The sequence below is a fragment of the Saccharothrix sp. DSM 118769 genome, assembly GCF_052936295.1.
Genome location: NZ_CP193627.1, coordinates 6,884,256 through 6,903,000, shown reverse-complemented (window position 1 = coordinate 6,903,000; position 18,745 = coordinate 6,884,256). Strand labels below are relative to the sequence as shown.

General features: G+C 73.7%; 17 protein-coding genes. 10 read left to right on the top strand and 7 right to left on the bottom strand.

Annotated elements, in window-relative coordinates; genetic code table 11:
- The first annotated feature begins 6 nt into the window (after window positions 1–6).
- The 3 genes from ACRAKJ_RS28660 to ACRAKJ_RS28650 are packed head-to-tail and all read left to right on the top strand — an operon-like array spanning window position 7 to window position 2,412.
- Window positions 7–960 (top strand): ATP-binding cassette domain-containing protein, encoded by a 954-nt coding sequence (locus ACRAKJ_RS28660; RefSeq protein ID WP_438919055.1) that lies wholly within the window; start codon window positions 7–9, stop codon window positions 958–960.
- Entirely contained in the window at window positions 947–1,678 is a 732-nt protein-coding gene (locus tag ACRAKJ_RS28655) for an ABC transporter permease (RefSeq protein WP_438919056.1), read from the top strand. The genes ACRAKJ_RS28660 and ACRAKJ_RS28655 overlap by 14 nt, the downstream gene beginning before the upstream one ends.
- Window positions 1,675–2,412: an alpha/beta fold hydrolase gene (locus ACRAKJ_RS28650; protein ID WP_438919057.1), complete on the top strand. Its 738-nt coding sequence runs from the start codon at window positions 1,675–1,677 to the stop codon at window positions 2,410–2,412. The genes ACRAKJ_RS28655 and ACRAKJ_RS28650 overlap by 4 nt, the downstream gene beginning before the upstream one ends.
- A 32-nt stretch (window positions 2,413–2,444) precedes the next feature.
- On the opposite strand, the gene ACRAKJ_RS28645 is transcribed toward ACRAKJ_RS28650, so the two are convergent.
- Together ACRAKJ_RS28645 and ACRAKJ_RS28640 are read right to left on the bottom strand one after the other, a co-directional pair.
- Window positions 2,445–3,029 (bottom strand): hypothetical protein, encoded by a 585-nt coding sequence (locus ACRAKJ_RS28645; RefSeq protein ID WP_447008736.1) that lies wholly within the window; start codon window positions 3,027–3,029, stop codon window positions 2,445–2,447.
- 110 nt (window positions 3,030–3,139) lie between these two features.
- Window positions 3,140–4,243 carry a substrate-binding domain-containing protein gene (locus ACRAKJ_RS28640; RefSeq protein ID WP_438919059.1) on the bottom strand — a complete coding sequence of 368 codons (1,104 nt, stop codon included), beginning with the start codon at window positions 4,241–4,243 and terminating at the stop codon, window positions 3,140–3,142.
- Window positions 4,244–4,374: 131 nt separating this feature from the next.
- Between ACRAKJ_RS28640 and ACRAKJ_RS28635 the strand changes: the two genes are divergently transcribed.
- From ACRAKJ_RS28635 to ACRAKJ_RS28610, 6 genes are read left to right on the top strand one after another with little or no spacing between them, the layout of a single operon-like run.
- The gene (locus tag ACRAKJ_RS28635) at window positions 4,375–5,394 is read left to right on the top strand and encodes a hydroxyacid dehydrogenase (RefSeq protein ID WP_438919060.1); all 1,020 of its coding nucleotides are present in this window, start codon (window positions 4,375–4,377) and stop codon (window positions 5,392–5,394) included.
- Window positions 5,391–7,376, top strand: a complete 1,986-nt coding sequence (locus tag ACRAKJ_RS28630; protein ID WP_438919061.1) for a DUF2264 domain-containing protein — start codon at window positions 5,391–5,393, stop codon at window positions 7,374–7,376. Before ACRAKJ_RS28635 ends, ACRAKJ_RS28630 begins: the two co-directional genes overlap by 4 nt.
- A gap of 25 nt (window positions 7,377–7,401) precedes the next feature.
- Window positions 7,402–8,694 (top strand): extracellular solute-binding protein, encoded by a 1,293-nt coding sequence (locus tag ACRAKJ_RS28625; RefSeq protein WP_438919062.1) that lies wholly within the window; start codon window positions 7,402–7,404, stop codon window positions 8,692–8,694.
- A gap of 5 nt (window positions 8,695–8,699) precedes the next feature.
- Window positions 8,700–9,632 (top strand): ABC transporter permease subunit, encoded by a 933-nt coding sequence (locus ACRAKJ_RS28620; protein ID WP_438919063.1) that lies wholly within the window; start codon window positions 8,700–8,702, stop codon window positions 9,630–9,632.
- Window positions 9,629–10,519 (top strand): ABC transporter permease subunit, encoded by an 891-nt coding sequence (locus tag ACRAKJ_RS28615; RefSeq protein ID WP_438919064.1) that lies wholly within the window; start codon window positions 9,629–9,631, stop codon window positions 10,517–10,519. Before ACRAKJ_RS28620 ends, ACRAKJ_RS28615 begins: the two co-directional genes overlap by 4 nt.
- On the top strand, window positions 10,516–11,184 hold the full coding sequence (locus ACRAKJ_RS28610; protein ID WP_438919065.1) for a hypothetical protein: 669 nt from the start codon (window positions 10,516–10,518) through the stop codon (window positions 11,182–11,184). The genes ACRAKJ_RS28615 and ACRAKJ_RS28610 overlap by 4 nt, the downstream gene beginning before the upstream one ends.
- Before the next feature lie 6 nt (window positions 11,185–11,190).
- On the opposite strand, the gene ACRAKJ_RS28605 is transcribed toward ACRAKJ_RS28610, so the two are convergent.
- The 3 genes from ACRAKJ_RS28605 to rhaI are packed head-to-tail and all read right to left on the bottom strand — an operon-like array spanning window position 11,191 to window position 15,894.
- Window positions 11,191–12,636, bottom strand: coding sequence for an FGGY-family carbohydrate kinase (locus ACRAKJ_RS28605; RefSeq protein WP_438919066.1), 1,446 nt, complete (start codon window positions 12,634–12,636; stop codon window positions 11,191–11,193).
- A complete protein-coding gene (locus tag ACRAKJ_RS28600; RefSeq protein WP_438919067.1) occupies window positions 12,636–14,690 on the bottom strand; it encodes a bifunctional aldolase/short-chain dehydrogenase in 2,055 nt (684 codons plus the stop codon). Before ACRAKJ_RS28600 ends, ACRAKJ_RS28605 begins: the two co-directional genes overlap by 1 nt.
- A gap of 31 nt (window positions 14,691–14,721) precedes the next feature.
- The gene (rhaI, locus tag ACRAKJ_RS28595; protein ID WP_438919068.1) at window positions 14,722–15,894 is read right to left on the bottom strand and encodes an L-rhamnose isomerase; all 1,173 of its coding nucleotides are present in this window, start codon (window positions 15,892–15,894) and stop codon (window positions 14,722–14,724) included.
- Window positions 15,895–16,106: 212 nt separating this feature from the next.
- Between rhaI and ACRAKJ_RS28590 the strand changes: the two genes are divergently transcribed.
- Window positions 16,107–17,117 (top strand): substrate-binding domain-containing protein, encoded by a 1,011-nt coding sequence (locus ACRAKJ_RS28590; protein WP_438919191.1) that lies wholly within the window; start codon window positions 16,107–16,109, stop codon window positions 17,115–17,117.
- A 119-nt stretch (window positions 17,118–17,236) separates the two neighbouring features.
- Here ACRAKJ_RS28590 and ACRAKJ_RS28585 read toward each other — a convergent pair whose 3' ends face one another.
- A complete protein-coding gene (locus ACRAKJ_RS28585; protein WP_438919069.1) occupies window positions 17,237–17,584 on the bottom strand; it encodes an L-rhamnose mutarotase in 348 nt (115 codons plus the stop codon).
- 26 nt (window positions 17,585–17,610) lie between these two features.
- Window positions 17,611–18,690 (bottom strand): rhamnose ABC transporter substrate-binding protein, encoded by a 1,080-nt coding sequence (gene rhaS / locus ACRAKJ_RS28580; RefSeq protein WP_438919070.1) that lies wholly within the window; start codon window positions 18,688–18,690, stop codon window positions 17,611–17,613.
- Window positions 18,691–18,745: the final 55 nt, after the last annotated feature.

Sequence of the window (18,745 nt, the reverse complement as noted above, 5' to 3'; positions counted from 1 at the left end):
TTGACAATGGCTGTGATCGAGTTGGACCACGTAACGAAATCGTACAAGTCCAGGGGTCGTCGGACACTGGCCAACGACGACGTGAGCCTGCACGTCGACGAGGGCGAGGTGTTCGGCCTGTTCGGCCACAACGGCGCGGGCAAGACGACGATCGTGAACCAACTGCTCGGGCTGCTCAAGCCCGACTCGGGGTCGATCGTCATCGCCGGCCAGGACATCGTGAAGAACCGGAACCTGGGGCGCTACCTCTGCTCGGTGCAGCCCCAGTCCAAGACGCCGCTCGGTGAGCTGACCCCCCGGTCGGTCACCCGCGTCATGGGCCAGCTCCGCGGCATCAGCCCCGAGGAGGTGGACCGGCGCACGACGGAGCTGTTCGAGAAGCTCGACATCATGCAGTGGGCGGACGTGCAGGGCACCAAGCTCTCCGGCGGCGTCCTGCGCCTCACCGGGTTCTGCATGGCCGCCGTCGCGCCCGGTCGCGCGGTGATCCTGGACGAGCCGACGAACGACGTCGACCCGGTCCGCCGGCGCTTCCTGTGGAGCGCGATCCGCGACCTGGCCAAGGACGGCACGGCCGTCGTGGTGGTGACGCACAACATCCGGGAGGCCGAGAACACGGTCGACACCATGGCCGTGCTCAACGAGGGCAAGGTGCTCAAGCAGGGCAACGCGCGCCGGATCAGGGGCGAGGCGGCCGGCAACCTGATGAAGCTGGAAGCCGTCGCCAAGGCGTCCGAGGAGCAGTTCGAGAAGCCCGCGTGGGGCGAGAACCTGAAGGTCTCGCACGCGGAGCTGACCCTCACGTTCGAGCGCGAACTCGCCTCCGACGCCCTGAAGTGGGCCGCCGAGCAGCGCGACCGCGGCCTGCTGGCGGAGTACTCCCTCACCGAGATCACCCTCGAAGACATGTACATCGAACTCGTCGGAACCAGGGGAGCGGTCGAAGGTGCCCACCGGTAGCAAGCTCAAGTACGTGATCGAACTCCAGGCCCGCAAGCAGGGCAGCTACCTGGTCGTCTTCTCGATCATCATGGTCGTGATCGCCCTCGGCGTGGCGATCGGCTTCTCCTACCTCATGGCGTCGCCGGAGGGCGGCGGCATGCTGTACCTGGCGACCGGCGCGCCGACGATCGTGCTGATCATGACGGCCCTGGTGACCGTGCCCATGCAGAACGCGGGCGCGAAGATGACCGGCTACATGGACTTCGTGAAGTCGCTGCCGGTGAGCCGCAAGCTGTTCCTGATCGCCGACGTCGGCATCTGGGCGATGGTGACCGTCCCGGCCATCGCCATCTCGGTCTTCGTCGCGCACCTGATCTTCGAGCCCGGCTACGCGATCTCGTGGACGATCATCCCCGCGTTCGTGCTCATGGTGCTGTCCTGCTTCGCCATCGGCTACGGCTACTCGTTCGTCATCCCGGCCGAGCCGGCGATGGCGCTGTCGCAGCTGATCGCGTTCATCTCGCTGATGTTCTCGCCGATCAACTTCCCGATCGAGCGGCTGCCCGGCTGGGTCCAGGCCGTGCACGAGGTGTTGCCGATCTACCACATGGCGGAGGTGATGAGGGCGTCGTTGGCCCACACGACGTTCGAGGCGCAGCCGATCAGCTACATCATCCTCGGCGCGTGGACCGTGGTCGGCTTCTTCGGCGCCGTGCGGTTCCTGGAAAGGGCGTGAGGCCGGTGGGCGTCCTGGACGGCGGGCTCCCGCTCGTGTGCTTCCCGCACGCGGGCGCGGGGTCGCTGTACTACAGCAAGTGGAAGACCGCGTTCGGCGACGGCATCGACGTCCGGATCGCCCGGTACCCGCTGCGCGAGCAGCGGACGACCACGCCGATGCCGTCGTCGCTGCGCCTGCTCGCCCGGGACATCTTCACGGAGCTGGTCGACTCCTTCCGGGGGACGTACGCCATCTGGGGGCACAGCATGGGCAGCGTCGTCGGCTACGAGGTCGCCAAGCTCTGCCAGGAACGCCTGGACAACCCGCCGCTGGTGTTCTTCAGCTCCGGGTCGGCCGCGCCGTGCGACAGCAGGTTCGGGGCGGTGGCCGACCTCGACACGCCGGAAGGCCTCAAGCAGGTCCTGCGCGACTACGGCGGGCTCGGCGAGGAGAACCTCGCCGACCGGGACTTCATGGACTACTTCGCCCCGGTCATCGCGGCGGACCTGAGGCTGCTGGGGGGCTACGAGGAGTCGGCGTTCGAGCGGCTGCGGTGCCCGGTCGTGCTGATGGAGGGCCGTGACGACCGGGTCGTCACGGACGGGTGGCAGCGCTACACCGAGCACCGCGTGGACACCACCGAGTTCGACGGCGGGCACTTCTTCATCGACGAGCGCAGGCCGGAGATGGCCGCGCTCATGGGGTCGAAGATCCAGCTGCTGTGGCAGCGGAGGGCGGCCGCGACCACCTGACGCGGGCCGGCGCGCGGTCGGCGCGGCCCGCCTCAGGCCGTGACGGGTGCCGCGTCGGCGAGCGTCGCGTCGGCGGGCGCGGCGTCGGCGGGTGCCGTATCGGCGGGGGCCGCCGCCCCGGCCAGGTGGGGGAGGAGGGCGTCGGCGATGGCGTCCGCCGTCACCCAGCCGTCCGCGCCCGGGGCCAGGTCGAACTCGGCCAGCGGGGTGTGGCCGGTCAGGTCGATGTCCGGCGCGGGCGGGTAGGCGCGGAGCCGGGTGGTGGCCGGGCGGAGGGGGATCACCGCGTCGGCGCCGGCCGCGGTCACCCGCAGGGCCATGACCTGCTCGTCGCCCTCGGCGGCCGGGTCCACCCGGACCTGGTCCACCTCGGCCCGCACGCCCCGGGTGGTCAGGAGGTGGGCGACGGCCTGGGCGAGGGTGTCGCTCACGGCGATGAGCCGCGCCCGGCGGTTGATCTCGGTGAACCGCTCACCGGGCGTGATGGTGATCGTGCGGCCGTCCTTGTCCTGGCCCGTCGTCGGGACCACGCCGAGCTGCTTGAACAGCTCGTGCGCCTCGCGGTCGAGTCGTTGCGCGTCAACGGCGGCGGACCTGGCCACGGGCACTCCAGTCACGGGTCAAAGCGAGGGTTGCTCGCGAACCCTACGTCACCGGCCCGCGGCACCGCCGACGGCGTGGCCGTACCGGGAGGGTGAACCGGGTGATCGGTCCTGATCGGTGCCGGTCAGGACGAGGAGCGCACGATCAACCTCGGCTCGACCACGACCCGGTGCGCCGGTCGGTCCGGGTCGGGGTCGCGCAGCCGCGCGGCCAGCAGCGCCACGGCGGCGCGCCCCACGGCGGCCTTCGGCGGCCGGACCGCGGTCAGCGGCGGGTCGGACAGCTCGGCCACCTCGTCGTCGTAGGTGACGACGGCCAGGTCCCCCGGCACCCCGATCCCGCGTTCCTGGCAGCGCTCCACCAGCGAGATCGCCTCCGGGTCGGAGTGCACGAGCAGCGCCGTCGTGCCGGACGCGACGCACGCGTCGAGCAGGTCGTCGAGGGCGGCGGGCCAGGCGGTGTCGCGCCGGTCCACCGTGCCGACGTCCGGCACGCCCTCCACCGGCAGCCCGAGCTGCTCGCACGCCTCCCGCCAGCCCCGCCGGACGTGCGGCGAGGTCGGGCTGGTCACGGTGGTGCTCACGCCGATCCGGCGGTGGCCGCGCTCGGCCAGGTGCCGCACGGCCATCGCGGCACCGCGCGGGTGGTCGCTGACCACGGACTCGACCGGCTCGCGGTGGCTGTCGGCGGGCGTGCGCTCGATCAGCACCACCGGCACGTCGACCGACCGCAGCCAGCGCACCAGGGCCTCGCCCTCGTCGCCGGTGGTGGTGGGTGCCACCAGCAGGCCGTCCACGCCGACCGCCTCCACCAGCCGGGCGAGTTGGCGGCGCTCGTCGGCGGCCTCGTAGGTGGCGCCGCGCAGCACGACCCGCACGTCCGCCCCGGCTGCCGCCTCGCGCACGCCCCTGACCACGTCCGGCCAGTAGTAGTCCAGCGACGGCACGACCATGCCGACGGTGAGCCGGGTCCGGGGGTCGGCCGCGAGGGGCTCGGCGACGCGCGGCACGCCGTTCGCCGCGGTGGGCGCGCTCGCCGCGCCGCCGCGGACGCGCCGGACCAGGCCCTCCCCGGCGAGCAGGGTGATGTCGCGGCGCACGGTGATCGCCGAGACGTCCAGCTCGTCGGCGAGGTCGCGCACGCGCACGGTGCCGCGCCTGCGCAGCAGTTCGACGAGCCGGGCGCGCCGCTCCGAGGGCAGCGGGGCCGGCGGTTCGGGGGTCGTCACGCGCTTGCCTCCACGCTCCGCCGTGATGATCGAACTGATCATAACCGAACAAATCCGGTCTTGACTTGTTCAACTCCGAGCACACATGATCGATCGGATTGCCCGCGCGTGCCGGCTGAGGAGGATTCCTCGTGACCGACCGACCACGACGACCGCAGGCGCTCCTGGTCATGGCACCGGAGCACTTCCGCTCCCAGTTCCAGCGACCGCAGCTGGACCGGCTCGCCCGGCTCGTCGACCTGGGCGACCCGACCTGCACCGCCGAGCTCGACTCGCCCGCCGTGCGCCGCAGGCTGCGCGACGTCGACGTCCTGCTGACCTCGTGGGGCTGCCCGCCGCTGACCGCCGAGCGCCTCGCCGCCGCCCCGGAGCTGCGCGCGGTCTTCCACTGCGCCGGCACGGTCCGCCCGTTCGTCACCGACGAGGTGTGGCGGCGGCGCATCCTGGTCACCAACGCCGCCGACGAGAACGCCATCCCGGTCGCCGAGTTCACCCTCGCCGCGATCGTCTTCGCCGGCAAGAAGGCGCCCTTCCTCGCCCAGGACGCCCGCCGGCACCGCGACGACTGGTCCTACGCCACCGCGCGCGGCGAGCTGTCCAACCGGGACCGCACCATCGGCGTCGTCGGCTTCTCCCGCGTCGGCCGCCGCGTGGTGGACCGGCTGCGCACGCTCGACGTGCGCGTCCTGGTGGCCGACCCCTACGCCGACCCGGTCCGGGTGGCCGCCGCCGGCGCGCGGCTGGTCGAGCTGCCCGACCTGCTGCGCGCCAGCGACGTGCTGAGCCTGCACGTGCCCGCCCTGCGCTCCACCCACCACCTGATCGGGGCCGCCGAACTGGCGCTGCTGCGCGACGGCGCGACGGTCGTGAACACCGCGCGCGGCGCGGTCGTGGACACCGCCGCCCTGGAGCGCGAGTGCGCCGCCGGCCGGCTCGACGCGATCCTCGACGTCACCGACCCCGAACCGCTGCCCGCCGACTCGGTGCTCTACGACCTGCCCAACGTGATGATCACCCCGCACGTCGCGGGGTCGCTCGGCCCGGAGGCCCGGCGGATGAGCGACAGCGCGATCGACGAGCTGGAACGCCACCTGACCGGCCTGCCGCCGCGCGCCGCCGTCACGCCCGACACGTTCGGGATGAGCGCGTGAACGCCTCGCCGATCACCGGCTGGACCCGGGAGCACTGGGCCGCGCTGGCCGACCGGCTGCTGCTCGCCGTCCGCCCGCACGCCTCGCCGCACCGCGCCCGCATCGCGCCACCCGGCCCGGCGGGCGGCTACGGCGCGGACGTGGACGGGCTGGAGGGCTTCGCCCGCACGTTCCTCGCGGCGGGCTTCCGGCTCGCCGGCGAGGACGGCCGCGACCCGCTCGGCCTCGCCGGCTGGTACGCCGAGGGGCTGGCGGCGGGCACCGACCCGGCCTCCGCCGAGCGCTGGCCGCGCCCGGAGGAGCACGCGCAGGCCAAGGTCGAGGCCGCGTCCATCGCCCTGGTCCTGGACCTGACGCGGCCGTGGCTGTGGGACCGCCTGGACGACGCCGTGCGCGACCGCGTCGTCGACTACCTGTCCGCCGTGGTCGGCGACGACACCTACCCGCGCTGCAACTGGGTGTGGTTCCGGGTCGTCGTGGAGACCTTCCTGCGGTCGGTCGGCGGGCCGTGGCGGGCCGAGGACGTCGAGGCCGACCTGGCCGCGCACGACTCGTTCCACCGGGGCGGCGGCTGGTTCGCCGACGGCGACGAGCGCTCGTTCGACCACTACGGCGGCTGGGCGCTGCACCTGTACCCGGTGCTGTGGGCGCGGATGCGCGGCGCCGCCGACCTCGCCGACCGGACCGCGCTCGACACGGCCAGGCTGGACCGCTACCTGACCGACCACGTGCGGCTGATCGGCGCGGACGGCGGGCCGCTGGTCCAGGGCCGCAGCCTCGTCTACCGGTTCGCGGCGGCGGCGCCGCTGTGGGTGGGCGCGCTGGCGGGCGTCACCTCCACCGGGCCCGGCCTGCTGCGCCGCGCCGCGTCCGGGATCGTCGCGCACTTCGCCGACCGGGGCGCGCCCGACCACCGCGGCCTGCTCACGCTGGGCTGGCACCACGAGTGGCCGCGGCTGGCGCAGGACTACTCGGGGCCGTCCTCGCCGTACTGGGCGGCCAAGGGGCTGCTCGGCCTGGCGCTCCCGGCCGACCACCCGGTGTGGACGGCGGTCGAGGAGCCGCTGCCCGTCGAGCGGGGCGACCGGACGTGGGTCGCCGCCGCGCCGGGCTGGCTGGTCTCGGCCACCCGCGCCGACGGCGTCGTCCGGGTGGTCAACCACGGCACCGACCACGAGGTCGAGGGCTCGTCCGCCGGCGACTCCCCGCTCTACGCCCGCCTGGGCTACTCGACCGCCACGGCCCCGCTGCTGTCGGAGCGGGCCTGGACCTCGCCGGTGGACCAGTCGGTGGTGCTGCTGGACGAGGCGGGTGCCGCCACCCACCGGGCGGGGATGCGCACGCTGTTCGTGCGGGACGCCGGGGACGTCCTGGTCGGCGCCTCGGTCGCCCGCGCGCACCGGCTGGACCCGGACCCGGGCCAGCGCGACCACGGCTCCGGACGCCGGGGCACGGCGCGCGACGTCGCCCTGGTCACGACGCTGTCCGCCGTGCGCGGCGCGTGGGAGGTGCGGTGCGCGCGCGTCGACCCGCTGCCCGGCGTGCCCCTGGACGCGACCTCCCTGCGCCTCGGCGGCTGGCCACTGGCGACCGCCCCGACCACGACCGCCCCGACCACGACCGGCCCCGCCGCGACCAACCCCGCCACCGACCCCGCCACTACCGGCCCGGTCACGGCCACCGCACCCGACCGCGCCGAAGCGCGTGCCGGCGGCCTGCGCTCGGTGGTCGTCGCGGCCCACGGCCTCTACCGCGTCGGCGTGCACCGCGAGGACGACGCCGGCCCGCTCGGACCGCACACCGCCACGCCGTTCGCCGAGGGCCCCGTGGCACCCGGCCGGTGGGTGGTCGCCGCGATCGGGCTGCACGGCGACGCGCTCCCCGGCGACGCCCCGGACGTCGCGCTCGACCCGCGAGCCGGCCGGGTGGTGGTCCGCTGGCCCGACGGGACCCCCACCGCGGTCGACCTGCCGCACGACTGACCAAGCACAGGAGAGGGGATCAACGGTGACTCCGAGAACACTCCGACCCGGGAACCGGCGCGGCCGGTTCCGCGGCGTGCTGACCGTCCTCGCGGCGCTGTCGCTCGCCGCGACCGGCTGCGGCTCCGGGGGCGCGGTCGACGAGAGCGGACCGGTCACGCTGAGCGTGTCGGTGTGGAACCTCGCCGGCACGCCCGAGTTCCAGGCGCTGTTCGACGCCTTCGAGCGGGCCAACCCCGACGTGACGGTGGAGCCGGTCGACATCCTCGCCGACGACTACCCCGAGAAGGTCACGACGATGCTCGCCGGCGGCGACGAGACCGACGTGATCACCATGAAGAACGTCACCGACTACGCCCGCTACGCCGGTCGCGGCCAGCTCGCCGACCTCACCGACGCCGCGCGCGGCAAGGACGCCGCCGCCCTCGCCGGCCTGGACGCGTTCGACGTGGACGGCAGGTTCTTCGCCCTGCCCTACCGGCACGACTTCTGGGTGCTCTACTACAACAAGACCCTCTTCGACCAGGCCGGCGTGCCCCACCCGGAGAACCTGACCTGGGACCGGTACGCCGAGCTGGCCAAGGAGCTGACCGGCGGCGAGGGCGCGGACAAGGTCCACGGCACCTACCACCACACGTGGCGCTCGGTCGTGCAGGCCGTCGCGGCGGCGCAGACCGGCGGCGACCAGGTCAACGGCGACTTCGGGTTCTTCGCCGACCAGTACCGCACCGCGCTGGACGTCCAGGGCGCCGGGGCCGCGCTCGACTTCGGCACCGCCACCTCGCAGCAGGCGAGCTACCGCACCGCGTTCGAGAGCGGCAAGACCGCGATGATGCCCATGGGCACCTGGTACGTGGCGGGCGTCCTCGCCGCGAAGGCCAAGGGCGACACCCGGGTGGAGTGGGGCCTGGCGCCCCTGCCGCAGCGGCCCGGCGCGTCCGGCGTCACCACGTTCGGGTCGCCGACCGCGTTCGCGGTCAACGGGAACGCCCGGCACAGCGCCACCGCGCGCCGGTTCGTCGAGTTCGCCGCGAGCGCGGAGGGCGCCGAGGCCATCACCGGGGTCGGCGTCGTGCCCGCCCTCCAGAGCCCCGAGATCACCCGGCGGTACGCCTCGCTGGAGGGGATGCCCACCGACGAGCTGACCGCCAAGGCACTGAAGCCCGACGAGATCGCCCTGGAGATGCCGGTCAGCGAGCACACCTCCGACGTGGACGCGATCCTGGAGGAGGAGCACGAGCTGATCATGGTGGGTGACAAGTCGGTCGAGGACGGCATCCGGTCCATGCGCGACCGCGTCCGCGACGTCGTCGACTGACGCGCGTGGCCGACGCAGCGACGCGGCGGGCACCGGTCGTGCCGCCCCGCACCCCGGCCCGGCGGCGGCGCGCGCGGCGCGACGCCCTCGTCGGGTGGAGCTTCATCCTGCCGAACTTCCTCGGCTTCGCCCTGTTCACCCTCGTGCCGGTGCTCGCGGCGTTCGCCCTGGCGTTCACCGAGTGGGACTCCTACCGGGCACCCGAGTGGGTCGGCCTGGACAACTTCGCCGAAATGCTGGAGGACGAGAACGTCCGGGTCGCCCTGGGCAACACGCTGTACTACGCGGCCGGGCACATCCCGCTCACGCTGGTCGCCGCGCTCGGCCTGGCGGTCGTGCTCAACGGCAAGCTCCGCGGCGTCGGCTTCTTCCGCACGGCGGCGTTCTTCCCCTACGTCACGTCGCTGGTGGCCGTGGCGGTGGTGTGGAACATGCTGTTCAACCCCACGTCCGGGCCGGTCAACCAGTTCCTCGGCGCGCTCGGCGTCGACGACCCGCCGGGCTGGGTGGCCAGCACGGACTGGGCGATGCCCGCGGTGATCGTGACCAGCGTGTGGCGGGACATGGGCTACTACATGGTGCTCTACCTCGCGGGCCTCCAGGCCATCCCGGAGGAGTACTACGAGGCGGCGCGGGTCGACGGCGCGAACGCGTGGCACCGGTTCCGGCACATCACCCTGCCGTGCCTGCGGCCGACGACGTTCTTCGTGCTGGTGATGCTGACCATCCAGAGCTTCAAGGTGCTCGACCTGATCGTCGTGATGACCGACGGCGGTCCGGGCCGCAGCACGCTGGTGCTCGCCCAGCTCGTGTACCGGGAGGGCATCGTCCAGGGCCACTTCGGCTACTCGTCGGCCATCGCGCTGGTGCTGTTCGTCGTCGTGCTGACCGTCACCGTCGCCCAGTTCCGGTTCAACGAGCGGAGGAACGCCCGATGACCGCGCTGCACCCGGCGCCGCCCGCCGCCCACCCGGTCGACCCGCCGCGGGCGGGGCCCCGGCGCCGTCCCGGCCTGCTCCGCCCGGTCGTGGCCTACGCCGCGCTGACCGCCGTCGCCCTGCTGGTGCTCGTGCCGTTCGCCTGGATGGTGTCCGCCTCGCTCAAGCGCGACAACGAGGTGTTCACCGTGCCCGTCCAGTGGATACCCGACGAGCTGCGCTGGTCGAACTTCGTCGAGATCTGGGACCGCGTCCCGCTGGCGGCCTACCTCGGCAACTCGCTGCTGCTGTCGGTGTCGATCACCGCGCTCCAGGTGCTGACCGGCAGCTTCGCCGCCTACGGGTTCGCCAAGGTGCGGTTCCCCGGCCGCGACGCGCTGTTCCTGGCCTACATCGCCACGATCGCCGTGCCGTGGCAGGCGTACATGGTGCCGCAGTACATCATGATGCAGCGGCTGGAGCTGACGAACACCTACTGGTCGATCATCCTGCTCCAGGCGTTCGGCGCGTTCGGCGTGTTCCTGATGCGCCAGTACTACGCGTCCATCCCCGACGAGCTGTGCGAGGCCGCGCGGATCGACGGCCTGAGCGAGTACGGCATCTACCGGCGGATCGTGCTGCCGCTGTCCAGGCCCGCGCTGGCGAGCCTGGCGCTGCTGACGTTCGTCAACACCTGGAACGACTACATGGGGCCGTTCATCTACCTGACGAGCAACGACCTGTGGACCGTCCAACTGGGACTGCGCTCGTTCGTCGGCCAGTACGACGCCGAGTACGCCATGATCATGACCGGCGCGGTGCTGTCGGTGCTGCCGATCCTCGCGGTGTTCCTGCTGGGCCAGCGGTACTTCATCCGCGGCATCGCCACGACCGGGCTGAAGGGGTGAGCGCGGTGGTCGCCCGGCTGCTGCGCCCGGCCTCCCAGCAGACCTACGAGAGGGTGTTCGGGCTCGTCCACGCGGCCCTGGTGGCGAACGTCCTGCTCGCGCTCGCCTGCTCGCCGCTGCTGCTGGCGCTGGCGGTCGTGCGCGACCCGGTGGCGTCGTGGCCGTTCTTCGCCGTGCTGTCCGGGTGCTGCGCCCCGGCGCTGGCCGGGGTGTTCGGCTGCTTCGCCGCGCTCGACGACGGCGCGGTGTGGCGGCCGTTCGCCGCCGCCTACCGGCGGGCCGCCGGGCGCGCGCTGGCGGCGTGGTACGGCGGCGCGGCCCTGCTGGTCGTGCTCGGGGTGGACGCGGTCGTCGTGTCGCGCACGGCGTGGGGGCCGGCGGTCGTGCCGCTGTTCGCCACCGCGGCCGTGCTCGTCGTGGGCACGGTGGTGGCGGTGCTCGTGGCCGCGTCCACCGGGACCGCCCGGCTGCGCGACCTGCTGTGGCCGTGCCTGGTCCTGGTGGCCCGCCGCTGGTACCTGGCCGCGGTCAACGCGGCAGTGCTGGGCCTGGCCGCGCTCGCCGTGCTGCTCCAACCCGTAGCGGGCCTGCTGGTGGCCTGCGCCCCGCTGCTGTACGTGGTGTTCGCCAACACCCGGGCCCTGCTCGCCGGCCGCGCGCGGTGACCCGCCTCAGAGGCGGCCCTCCGCCTCGTCCCACGCGGCGGGGGAGCCGGTCGGCTCGTAGCGGACCACGTCGGTGGAGGCGCGCACCAGCTCGCGCAGCTCGGTGAGCCCGCCCGTGACGACGCCGAGCGCGCGGGCCTGGACCAGGGCGTTGCCGAACGCCGCCGCCTCGACCGGGCCGGCCAGGACGGGCAGGCCGCAGGCGTCCGCCGTCAGCCGGCACAGCAGTGCGTTGCGCGCGCCGCCGCCGACGACGTGGACCACCTCGACCGGGGTGCCGGACAGCTCGGCGGCCTGCCGCACGGCGCGGCGGTGGGCCAGGGCGAGGCTGTCGAGCACGCAACGCACCACGGCGGCGGGCGTGCGCGGCGGTTCCTGTCCGGTCCGGGCGCACGCCGCGGCGATGCGGGCCGGCATGTCCCCGGGCGGGATGAACGCCGGGTCGCCCGCGTCGACCACGGCGGCCAGGGCGGGTTCGCCGGCCGCGGCGGCCAGCAGGGGACCCAGCTCCGGGTCGCCCCACTCGCGCAGGCACTCCTGGAGCAGCCACAGGCCCATCACGTTGCGCAGGTAGCGCACCGTGCCGTCGACGCCCAGCTCGTTGGAGAAGTTGGCCCGGCGGCCCGCCCCGGTCAGCACCGGCGCGTCCAGCTCCACCCCCACCAGCGACCACGTCCCGGTGGCCACGTAGGCGAAGCCGGGCCCGGCGGCCGGCACCCCGACCACGGCGGACGCGGTGTCGTGCGACCCGACCGCCACCACCGGCACCGGCCCGGTCAGGCCGGTGCCGGCCAGCACGTGCGGCAGCAGCTCGCCGACCACCGCGCCCGGCTCCACCAGGGGCGGGAACAGCCCGGCGTCGAGGCCCAGCCGCGTCATCAGGTGCGCCGACCACGTCCGGGACCGCGCGTCGAGCAGGCCGGTGGTGGAGGCGTTGGTGACCTCCGCGACCCGCGCCCCGGTCAGCCAGTGGCCGAGGAGGTCGGGGATCAGCAGCAGCTGGTGCGCCACCGCCAGCTGCGGCGTCCCCGAGGCCGCGGCGAGCTGGTACACGGTGTTGAACGGCAGCACCTGCAAGCCGGTGACGCCGTACAGCTCGGCCGCCGGGACACGCGCGTGCACGGCCTCGGGCACCCCGTCGGTGCGGCCGTCCCGGTAGTGCACCGGGTTGCCCAGCAGCGCCCCGGTGGCGTCGAGCAGGCCGTAGTCCACCGCCCACGAGTCGACGCCCACCGCGTCCAGCGCCGGGCCGGCCGCCCGCAGCCCGTCCAGCACGCCCCGGTACAGGCCCAGCACGTCCCAGTGCAGCGTGCCGCCGAGGCGCACCGGCCCGTTGGGGAACCGGTGCACCTCGGTGGACGTGACCCGGTCGGGCGCCACGTCGAAGGCCATGACGCGCCCGCTGGACGCGCCGAGGTCGACCGCCGCGACCCGGACCGCACCCCCGTCCATCAGCGCAGGAAGGCGGCGGCGACGCCGGAGTCGACCGGGACGTGCAGCCCGGTGGTCTGGGACAGGTCGCCGCCGGTCAGCGCGAACACCGCGGCGGCGACGTGCTCGGGCAGCACCTCGCGGCCCAGCAGGGTGCGCTTGGCGTAGTAGGCGCCCAGCTCCTCCTCCTTCACCCCGTAGACGGCCGCCCGCTGCGCGCCCCAACCGCCGGCGAAGATGCCCGAGCCGCGCACCACGCCGTCCGGGTTGACGCCGTTGACGCGGATGCCGTGCGGGCCCAGTTCGGCGGCCAGCAGGCGGACCTGGTGGGCCTGGTCGGCCTTGGTCGCGCCGTAGGCGACGTTGTTGGGCCCGGCGAACACGCCGTTCTTGCTGGAGATGTAGACGACGTCGCCGCCCGTGCCCTGCTCGACCATCACCCGCGCGGCGGCCCGCGACACCAGGAACGAGCCCTTCGCCATCACGTCGTGCTGGAGGTCCCAGTCGCGCACGGTGGTCTCCAGCAGCGGCTTGGAGATCGACAGCCCGGCGTTGTTCACCACCAGGTCCACGCCGCCGAAGGCGAGCACGGCCTCGGCGAACGCCCGCTCGACCGCGTCCTCGTCGGACACGTCCGCGCCCACGCCGATCGCCACGTCGGCGTTCCCGATCGCGGCGGCGACCTCGGCCGCCCTCGCCGCGTCCAGGTCGGCCACGACCACGCACGCGCCCTCGGCGGCCAGCCGCTCGGCGATGGCCCGGCCGATGCCCGAGGCCGCGCCCGTCACCAGCGCGACCCGCGCGGCCAGCGGCTTCGGCTTCGGCATCCGCCGCAGCTTCGCCTCCTCCAGCTCCCAGTACTCGATGCGGAACTTCTCCGACTCCGGGATCGGCCGGTAGGTCGACACCGACTCCGCGCCGCGCATGACGTTGACGGCGTTGACGTAGAACTCGCCCGCGACCCGCGCGGTCTGCTTGGTGCGGCCGAAGGAGAACATGCCCACGCCGGGCACCAGCACGATCGCCGGGTCCGCGCCGCGCATCGCCGGCGAGTCGGCGTCGGCGTGCCGCTCGTAGTAGGCGCGGTAGTCCTCGCGGTAGGCGGCGTGCAGCTCCTTGAGCCGCGCCACCACCTCCTCGACGGTGGCCGTGCCGGGCAGGTCGACCACCAGCGGCTTGACCTTGGTGCGCAGGAAGTGGTCGGGGCACGACGTGCCCAGCCCGGCGAGCGCCCCGAGCTTCTCCTGGGACAGGAAGTCCAGCACCACGTCGGAGTCGGTGTAGTGCCCCACCTGCGGGTGGTCGGTGGAGGCCAGGCCGCGCACGGTCGGCAGGATCGCGGCGGCCCTGGCCCGGCGCTCGGCCTCGGGCAGCGGCTCGTTGCCCGGCACGACCGCGCCGAACGGCTCCGGGCTCCCGTGCTCGGCCAGGAACTCCTCCGCCGTGCGGATGATCTCCAGCGAGTTGGCCTCGCACTCCTCGGAGGTGGCGCCCCACGCGGTGATGCCGTGCCCGCCCAGGACGCAGCCGATCGCGTCCGGGTTGGCCCGCGCGACCTCCGCGATGTCCAGGCCCAGCTGGAAACCGGGACGCCGCCACGGCACCCAGACGACCCGGCCGCCGAAGCACCGCCCGGTCAGCTCCTCGCCGTCGGCGGCGGTGGCCAGCGCGATGCCGGAGTCCGGGTGCAGGTGGTCGACGTGCGGCGCGTCGACCAGGCCGTGCATGGCGGTGTCGATCGACGGCGCGGCACCGCCCCTGCCGTGCAGGCAGTGGTCGAACGCGGCGACCATCTCGTCCTCGCGGTCCACGCCGGGGTAGGCGCCCGCCAGCGCGCGCAGCCGGTCCAGGCGCAGCACGGCCAGCCCGTCGGTGGTGAGCGTGCCCAGGTCGCCGCCCGAGCCCTTCACCCACAGCAGGTCGACCGGCCCGCCGGTCACCGGGTCGGTCCCCGTGCCCTTGGCGGAGGTGTTGCCCCCGGCGTAGTTGGTGGTGCGCGGGTCGGCGCCCAGCCGGTTCGAGCGCTCGACCAGCCGCGCCGCGGTGTCGTCGGGCGCGGTCGTGTTGTCGGTCATGCGGTGGAGCTCCTCGGGGAGGGGGAGGTGGTCAGGACCAGCCGGCCTGGGTGCCGCCGACGCGTTCGGCGGCGATCTCCGCGGCGTAGCCGGAGGCGCGGTAGGCGGCCATCGGGTCGCGGGGGAGGCCCCTGGCCTCGCGGCGGTCGGCGAGCGCGCCGCGCACGTCGGTGTCGAAGGCGTCCATCAGCACGTCGTGCGCGCCGATCACGTCGCCCGCCCCCTGCGCCGCGGCCAGCGCCTCCGCGTCCACCAGCAGTGCCTTGGCCAGCGCCTGCTCCACGTTGAGGACGGACCGGACCTGGCCCGCGATCTTGTCCTCGATGTTGTGGCACTGGTCGAGCATGAAGTTGACGCCCGACTCCGGGCGGTGCGCGCCCTGCGCGACGATCTCGACCATGATCCGGAACAGCTGGAACGGGTCGGCCGAGCCCACGACCAGGTCGTCGTCGGCGTAGTAGCGGGAGTTGAAGTCGAACGCGCCCAGCCGCCCGGCCCGCAGCAGCTGCATCACGATGAACTCGATGTTGGTGCCCGGCGCGTGGTGCCCGGTGTCCAGCACGACCTGCGCCCGTTCGCCCAGCGCCTGGCAGTGCAGCAGCGCGGTCCCCCAGTCGGGGATGTCCATCGAGTAGAAGTACGGCTCGAAGAACTTGTACTCCACCAGCAGCCGGTGCTCGGGGTCGAGCGCCGCGTAGATCTCGCGCAGCGACTCGGCCAGGCGGTCCTGCCTGCCGCGCAACGAGTCCTGGCCCGCGTAGTTCGTGCCGTCGGGCAGCCACAGCTTGAGGTCGGTCGAGCCGGTCGCGCGCATCACGTCGACGCAGTCGAGGTGGTGCGCGACCGCCTTGGCCCGCACGCGGGGGTCGACGTGGGTCAGCGAGCCGAGCTTGTAGTCGTCGTCCTGGAACAGGTTCGAGTTGATGCCGCCGATCCGCACGCCCAGGCCCTCGGCGTGCGCGCGCAGCCGGTCGAAGTCCTCGACCCGGTCCCACGGGACGTGCAGCGACACCCGCGGCGCCAGGCCGGTCAGCGCGTGCACCCGCGCGGCGTCGGCGATCTTCTCGAACGGGTCGCGCGGCGTGCCCGGCGTGGTGAACACCTTGAAGCGGGTGCCGGAGTTCCCGTACGCCCAGCTGGGCACCTCGATCGTGAACCCGTCGAGGCCGGACAGGGCCTCCGGTGGGACCTCCTGTGGGGACATCACACGTCGTTCCTCTCGACCGCGGTGGGGTTCCGGCCACCCGGACGGTAGCTGTTTTTGGAACGTTTCACAACAGTGTCACCCGAAGATCCCCGTGTGGCCGAGCGCGGTGCGTTTCGCCTGCTAGGCTCCTGTGACCACCGGGTGCCTGGACGTTTCAGCCCGCACCCACGTCGTCCGGAGGGGCAGGGAACGCGGTGTCGGCACCGAGCATGAAGGACGTCGCCGCGCGCGCCGGGGTCGCGCTGGGCACGGTGTCGAACGTCCTCAACCGCCCCGAGATGGTGTCCGACCGGACCCGCAGGCGGGTGCTGGACGCGATCGCCGAACTGGGGTTCGTGCGCAACGAGTCCGCCCGGCAGCTGCGCGGCGGCACCAGCCGCACCCTCGCCTACGTCGTGCTGGACACCCGCAACCCGTTCTTCACCGACGTGGCCGCGGGCGCGCAGCGGGTGGCCGACGAGGCCGGGCTCGCGCTGTTCCTGTGCGACGGCGGCGAGGACCGCGACCGCCAGGTGCACTACCTGGACCTGCTGGAGCAGCAGCGGGTGGAGGGCATCCTGATCACCCCCGTCCAGGAGGACGACCCGCGCATCGCGGCGCTGGCGGCGCGGGGCACGCCCGTCGTGCTCGTCGACCGGGGCGCGGGGCCCGACCGGTGCTCGGTGTCGGTCGACGACGTGCTCGGCGGCGACCTCGCCGTCTCCCACCTGCTCGACACCGGCCACCGCCGGATCGCCTTCGTCGGCGGCCCGCGCTCCATCGGCCAGGTCGCCGACCGGGTGGCGGGCGCCGAGCAGGCCCTCGCCCGCGCGGGCGCGGAACCGCTCACCGTGCTGGAGACGGACCGGCTGGACGTGGCCGAGGGCAGGCGCGCCGGTCAGCGCCTGGCCGGGCTGCCCACCGCGCGGCGTCCCACGGCGGCCTTCTGCGCCAACGACATGCTCGCGCTCGGGCTGCTCCAGCAGGCCGTGCGGCTCGGCCTGCGGGTGCCCGACGACCTGGCCATCGTGGGCTACGACGACATCGAGTTCGCCGCCGCGGCGGCGGTGCCGCTGACCTCGGTGGCCCAGCCCCGGCAGCTCCTCGGGCGCACGGCGGCCGAACTGCTGCTGGACGAGGCGCGCAACCCGGGCGGGCACGTCCACCAGCGGCGGGTGTTCGAACCGGAGCTGGTCATGCGCGAGTCCACCCGCACCCGCCCGGCGAGCGCCATCGGCTGACCCGCCGGCGATCGGTCCTCTCCCGGTCGATCCGCGACCACCCGGCTCGCCATCGCCCGGCCCGCGGCCGGTCGACCGCGGCCGGTCGGCGCACCTCGGCACGCCGACCGGCCGCGTCGTCACGACGTCGTCGCCCCGCCGTGCCGGGCGAGCTGCGCGTCCAGGTCGAACACCTCGTCCAGCACCCGCACCCCGCGGTCCGCGCGGCCGTCCGCGAGGTCCGGGAAGAACCCCGCCATCTCCGCCTGCCACCGCCGGTTCACGTCGGTGGCCTCCATCGCAGCCCGCGCCGCCGCGAAGTCGTCGGTCTCCAGCACGCCCACCAGCAGGCCGTCGTCGGCCAGGTGCAGCGTGTAGGAGCGCCACCCGGCGTCCCGCAGCGCGGCCAGCATCTCCGGCCACACCTCGGCGTGCCGGGCCCGGTACTCGTCCAGCCGCTCCGGGTCCACCCGGAGCGTGAAGCACACGCGGTGCACCGACGTCCCCCGCCCGCTCAGAACCGGAACTCGTCGATGTTGGCCGCGTCGAACACGGTCGGCGGGCCGAGCACGACCACGCCGTCCGCCCCCACGGTGTACTCGCCGAGCCTGCCCGCCTTGAACTTCTCGCCCTCCTTGCCGGTGATCTGCCCGGACGCGAGCGCCGCGCCCGCGTAGGCGGCCAGGTAGCCCAGGTCGGCGGGCTTCCACAGCGCGAAGGACCGCACCGTGCCGTCCTTGACGAACTCGCGCATCTGGTTCGGCGTGCCGAGCCCGGTCAGCGCGACCTTGCCCCGGTACTCCGAGCCGGACAGGTAGCGGGCCGCCGCGGCGACGCCGACCGTGGTGGGGGAGACGATGCCCTTCAGGTCCGGGTAGGACCGCAGCAGGCCCTGCGTCTCCTGGAACGACTTCTGGTCCTCGTCGTTGCCGTAGGCGACGGTGACCAGCTCGATCCCGCTGTGCTCGGGCTTGCCCAGCTCCGCGCGCATCAGCTCGATCCAGGCGTTCTGGTTGGTCGCGTTCGGCGTGGCCGACAGGATCGCGATCTTGCCCTCGCCGCCGATCTGCTCCGAGATCAGCTCGACCTGGGTCTTGGCGATGCCCTCGCCGGTCACCTGGTTGACGAACACGTCGCGGCACTCGGGCTTGGTGTCGGAGTCGAACGTGACGACCTTGGCCCCCGCCTGGCGCGCGCCGTTGAGCGCGCCGCAGATCGCGTTCGGGTCGTTCGCGGAGGTCACGATGACGTCCGTGCCCTGCTGCGTCAGCGTGTTGATGTAGCTGACCTGGGACGAGGCGCTCGCCTCGGAGGGGCCGACCTCCTTGTAGGAGCCCTTGAACTCCTCGACGGCCGACTTGCCGCCCCCGTCGGAGACGGTGAAGTACGGGTTGTTCACCTGCTTGGGCAGGAACGCCACGTCCAGGCCCTCGGTCAGCGGCGCGTCCGGGTCGGCCTGCCCGGTGGCCCGGTTGCCCGCGGGGGCGTCCTCCTCGGAGCCCCGGGTCGTGCCGCCGCACGCGGCGGTGACCAGCACGACCGCCAGCGCGGTCGCGATCATGCCGAGGCGCGGGGTGCGCTTGGGCTGTGACATCGGCTGTCCTTTCTCGGCAGGTGACTTCGTCGTCGGTGCGGAGAGAGAGGTGGTG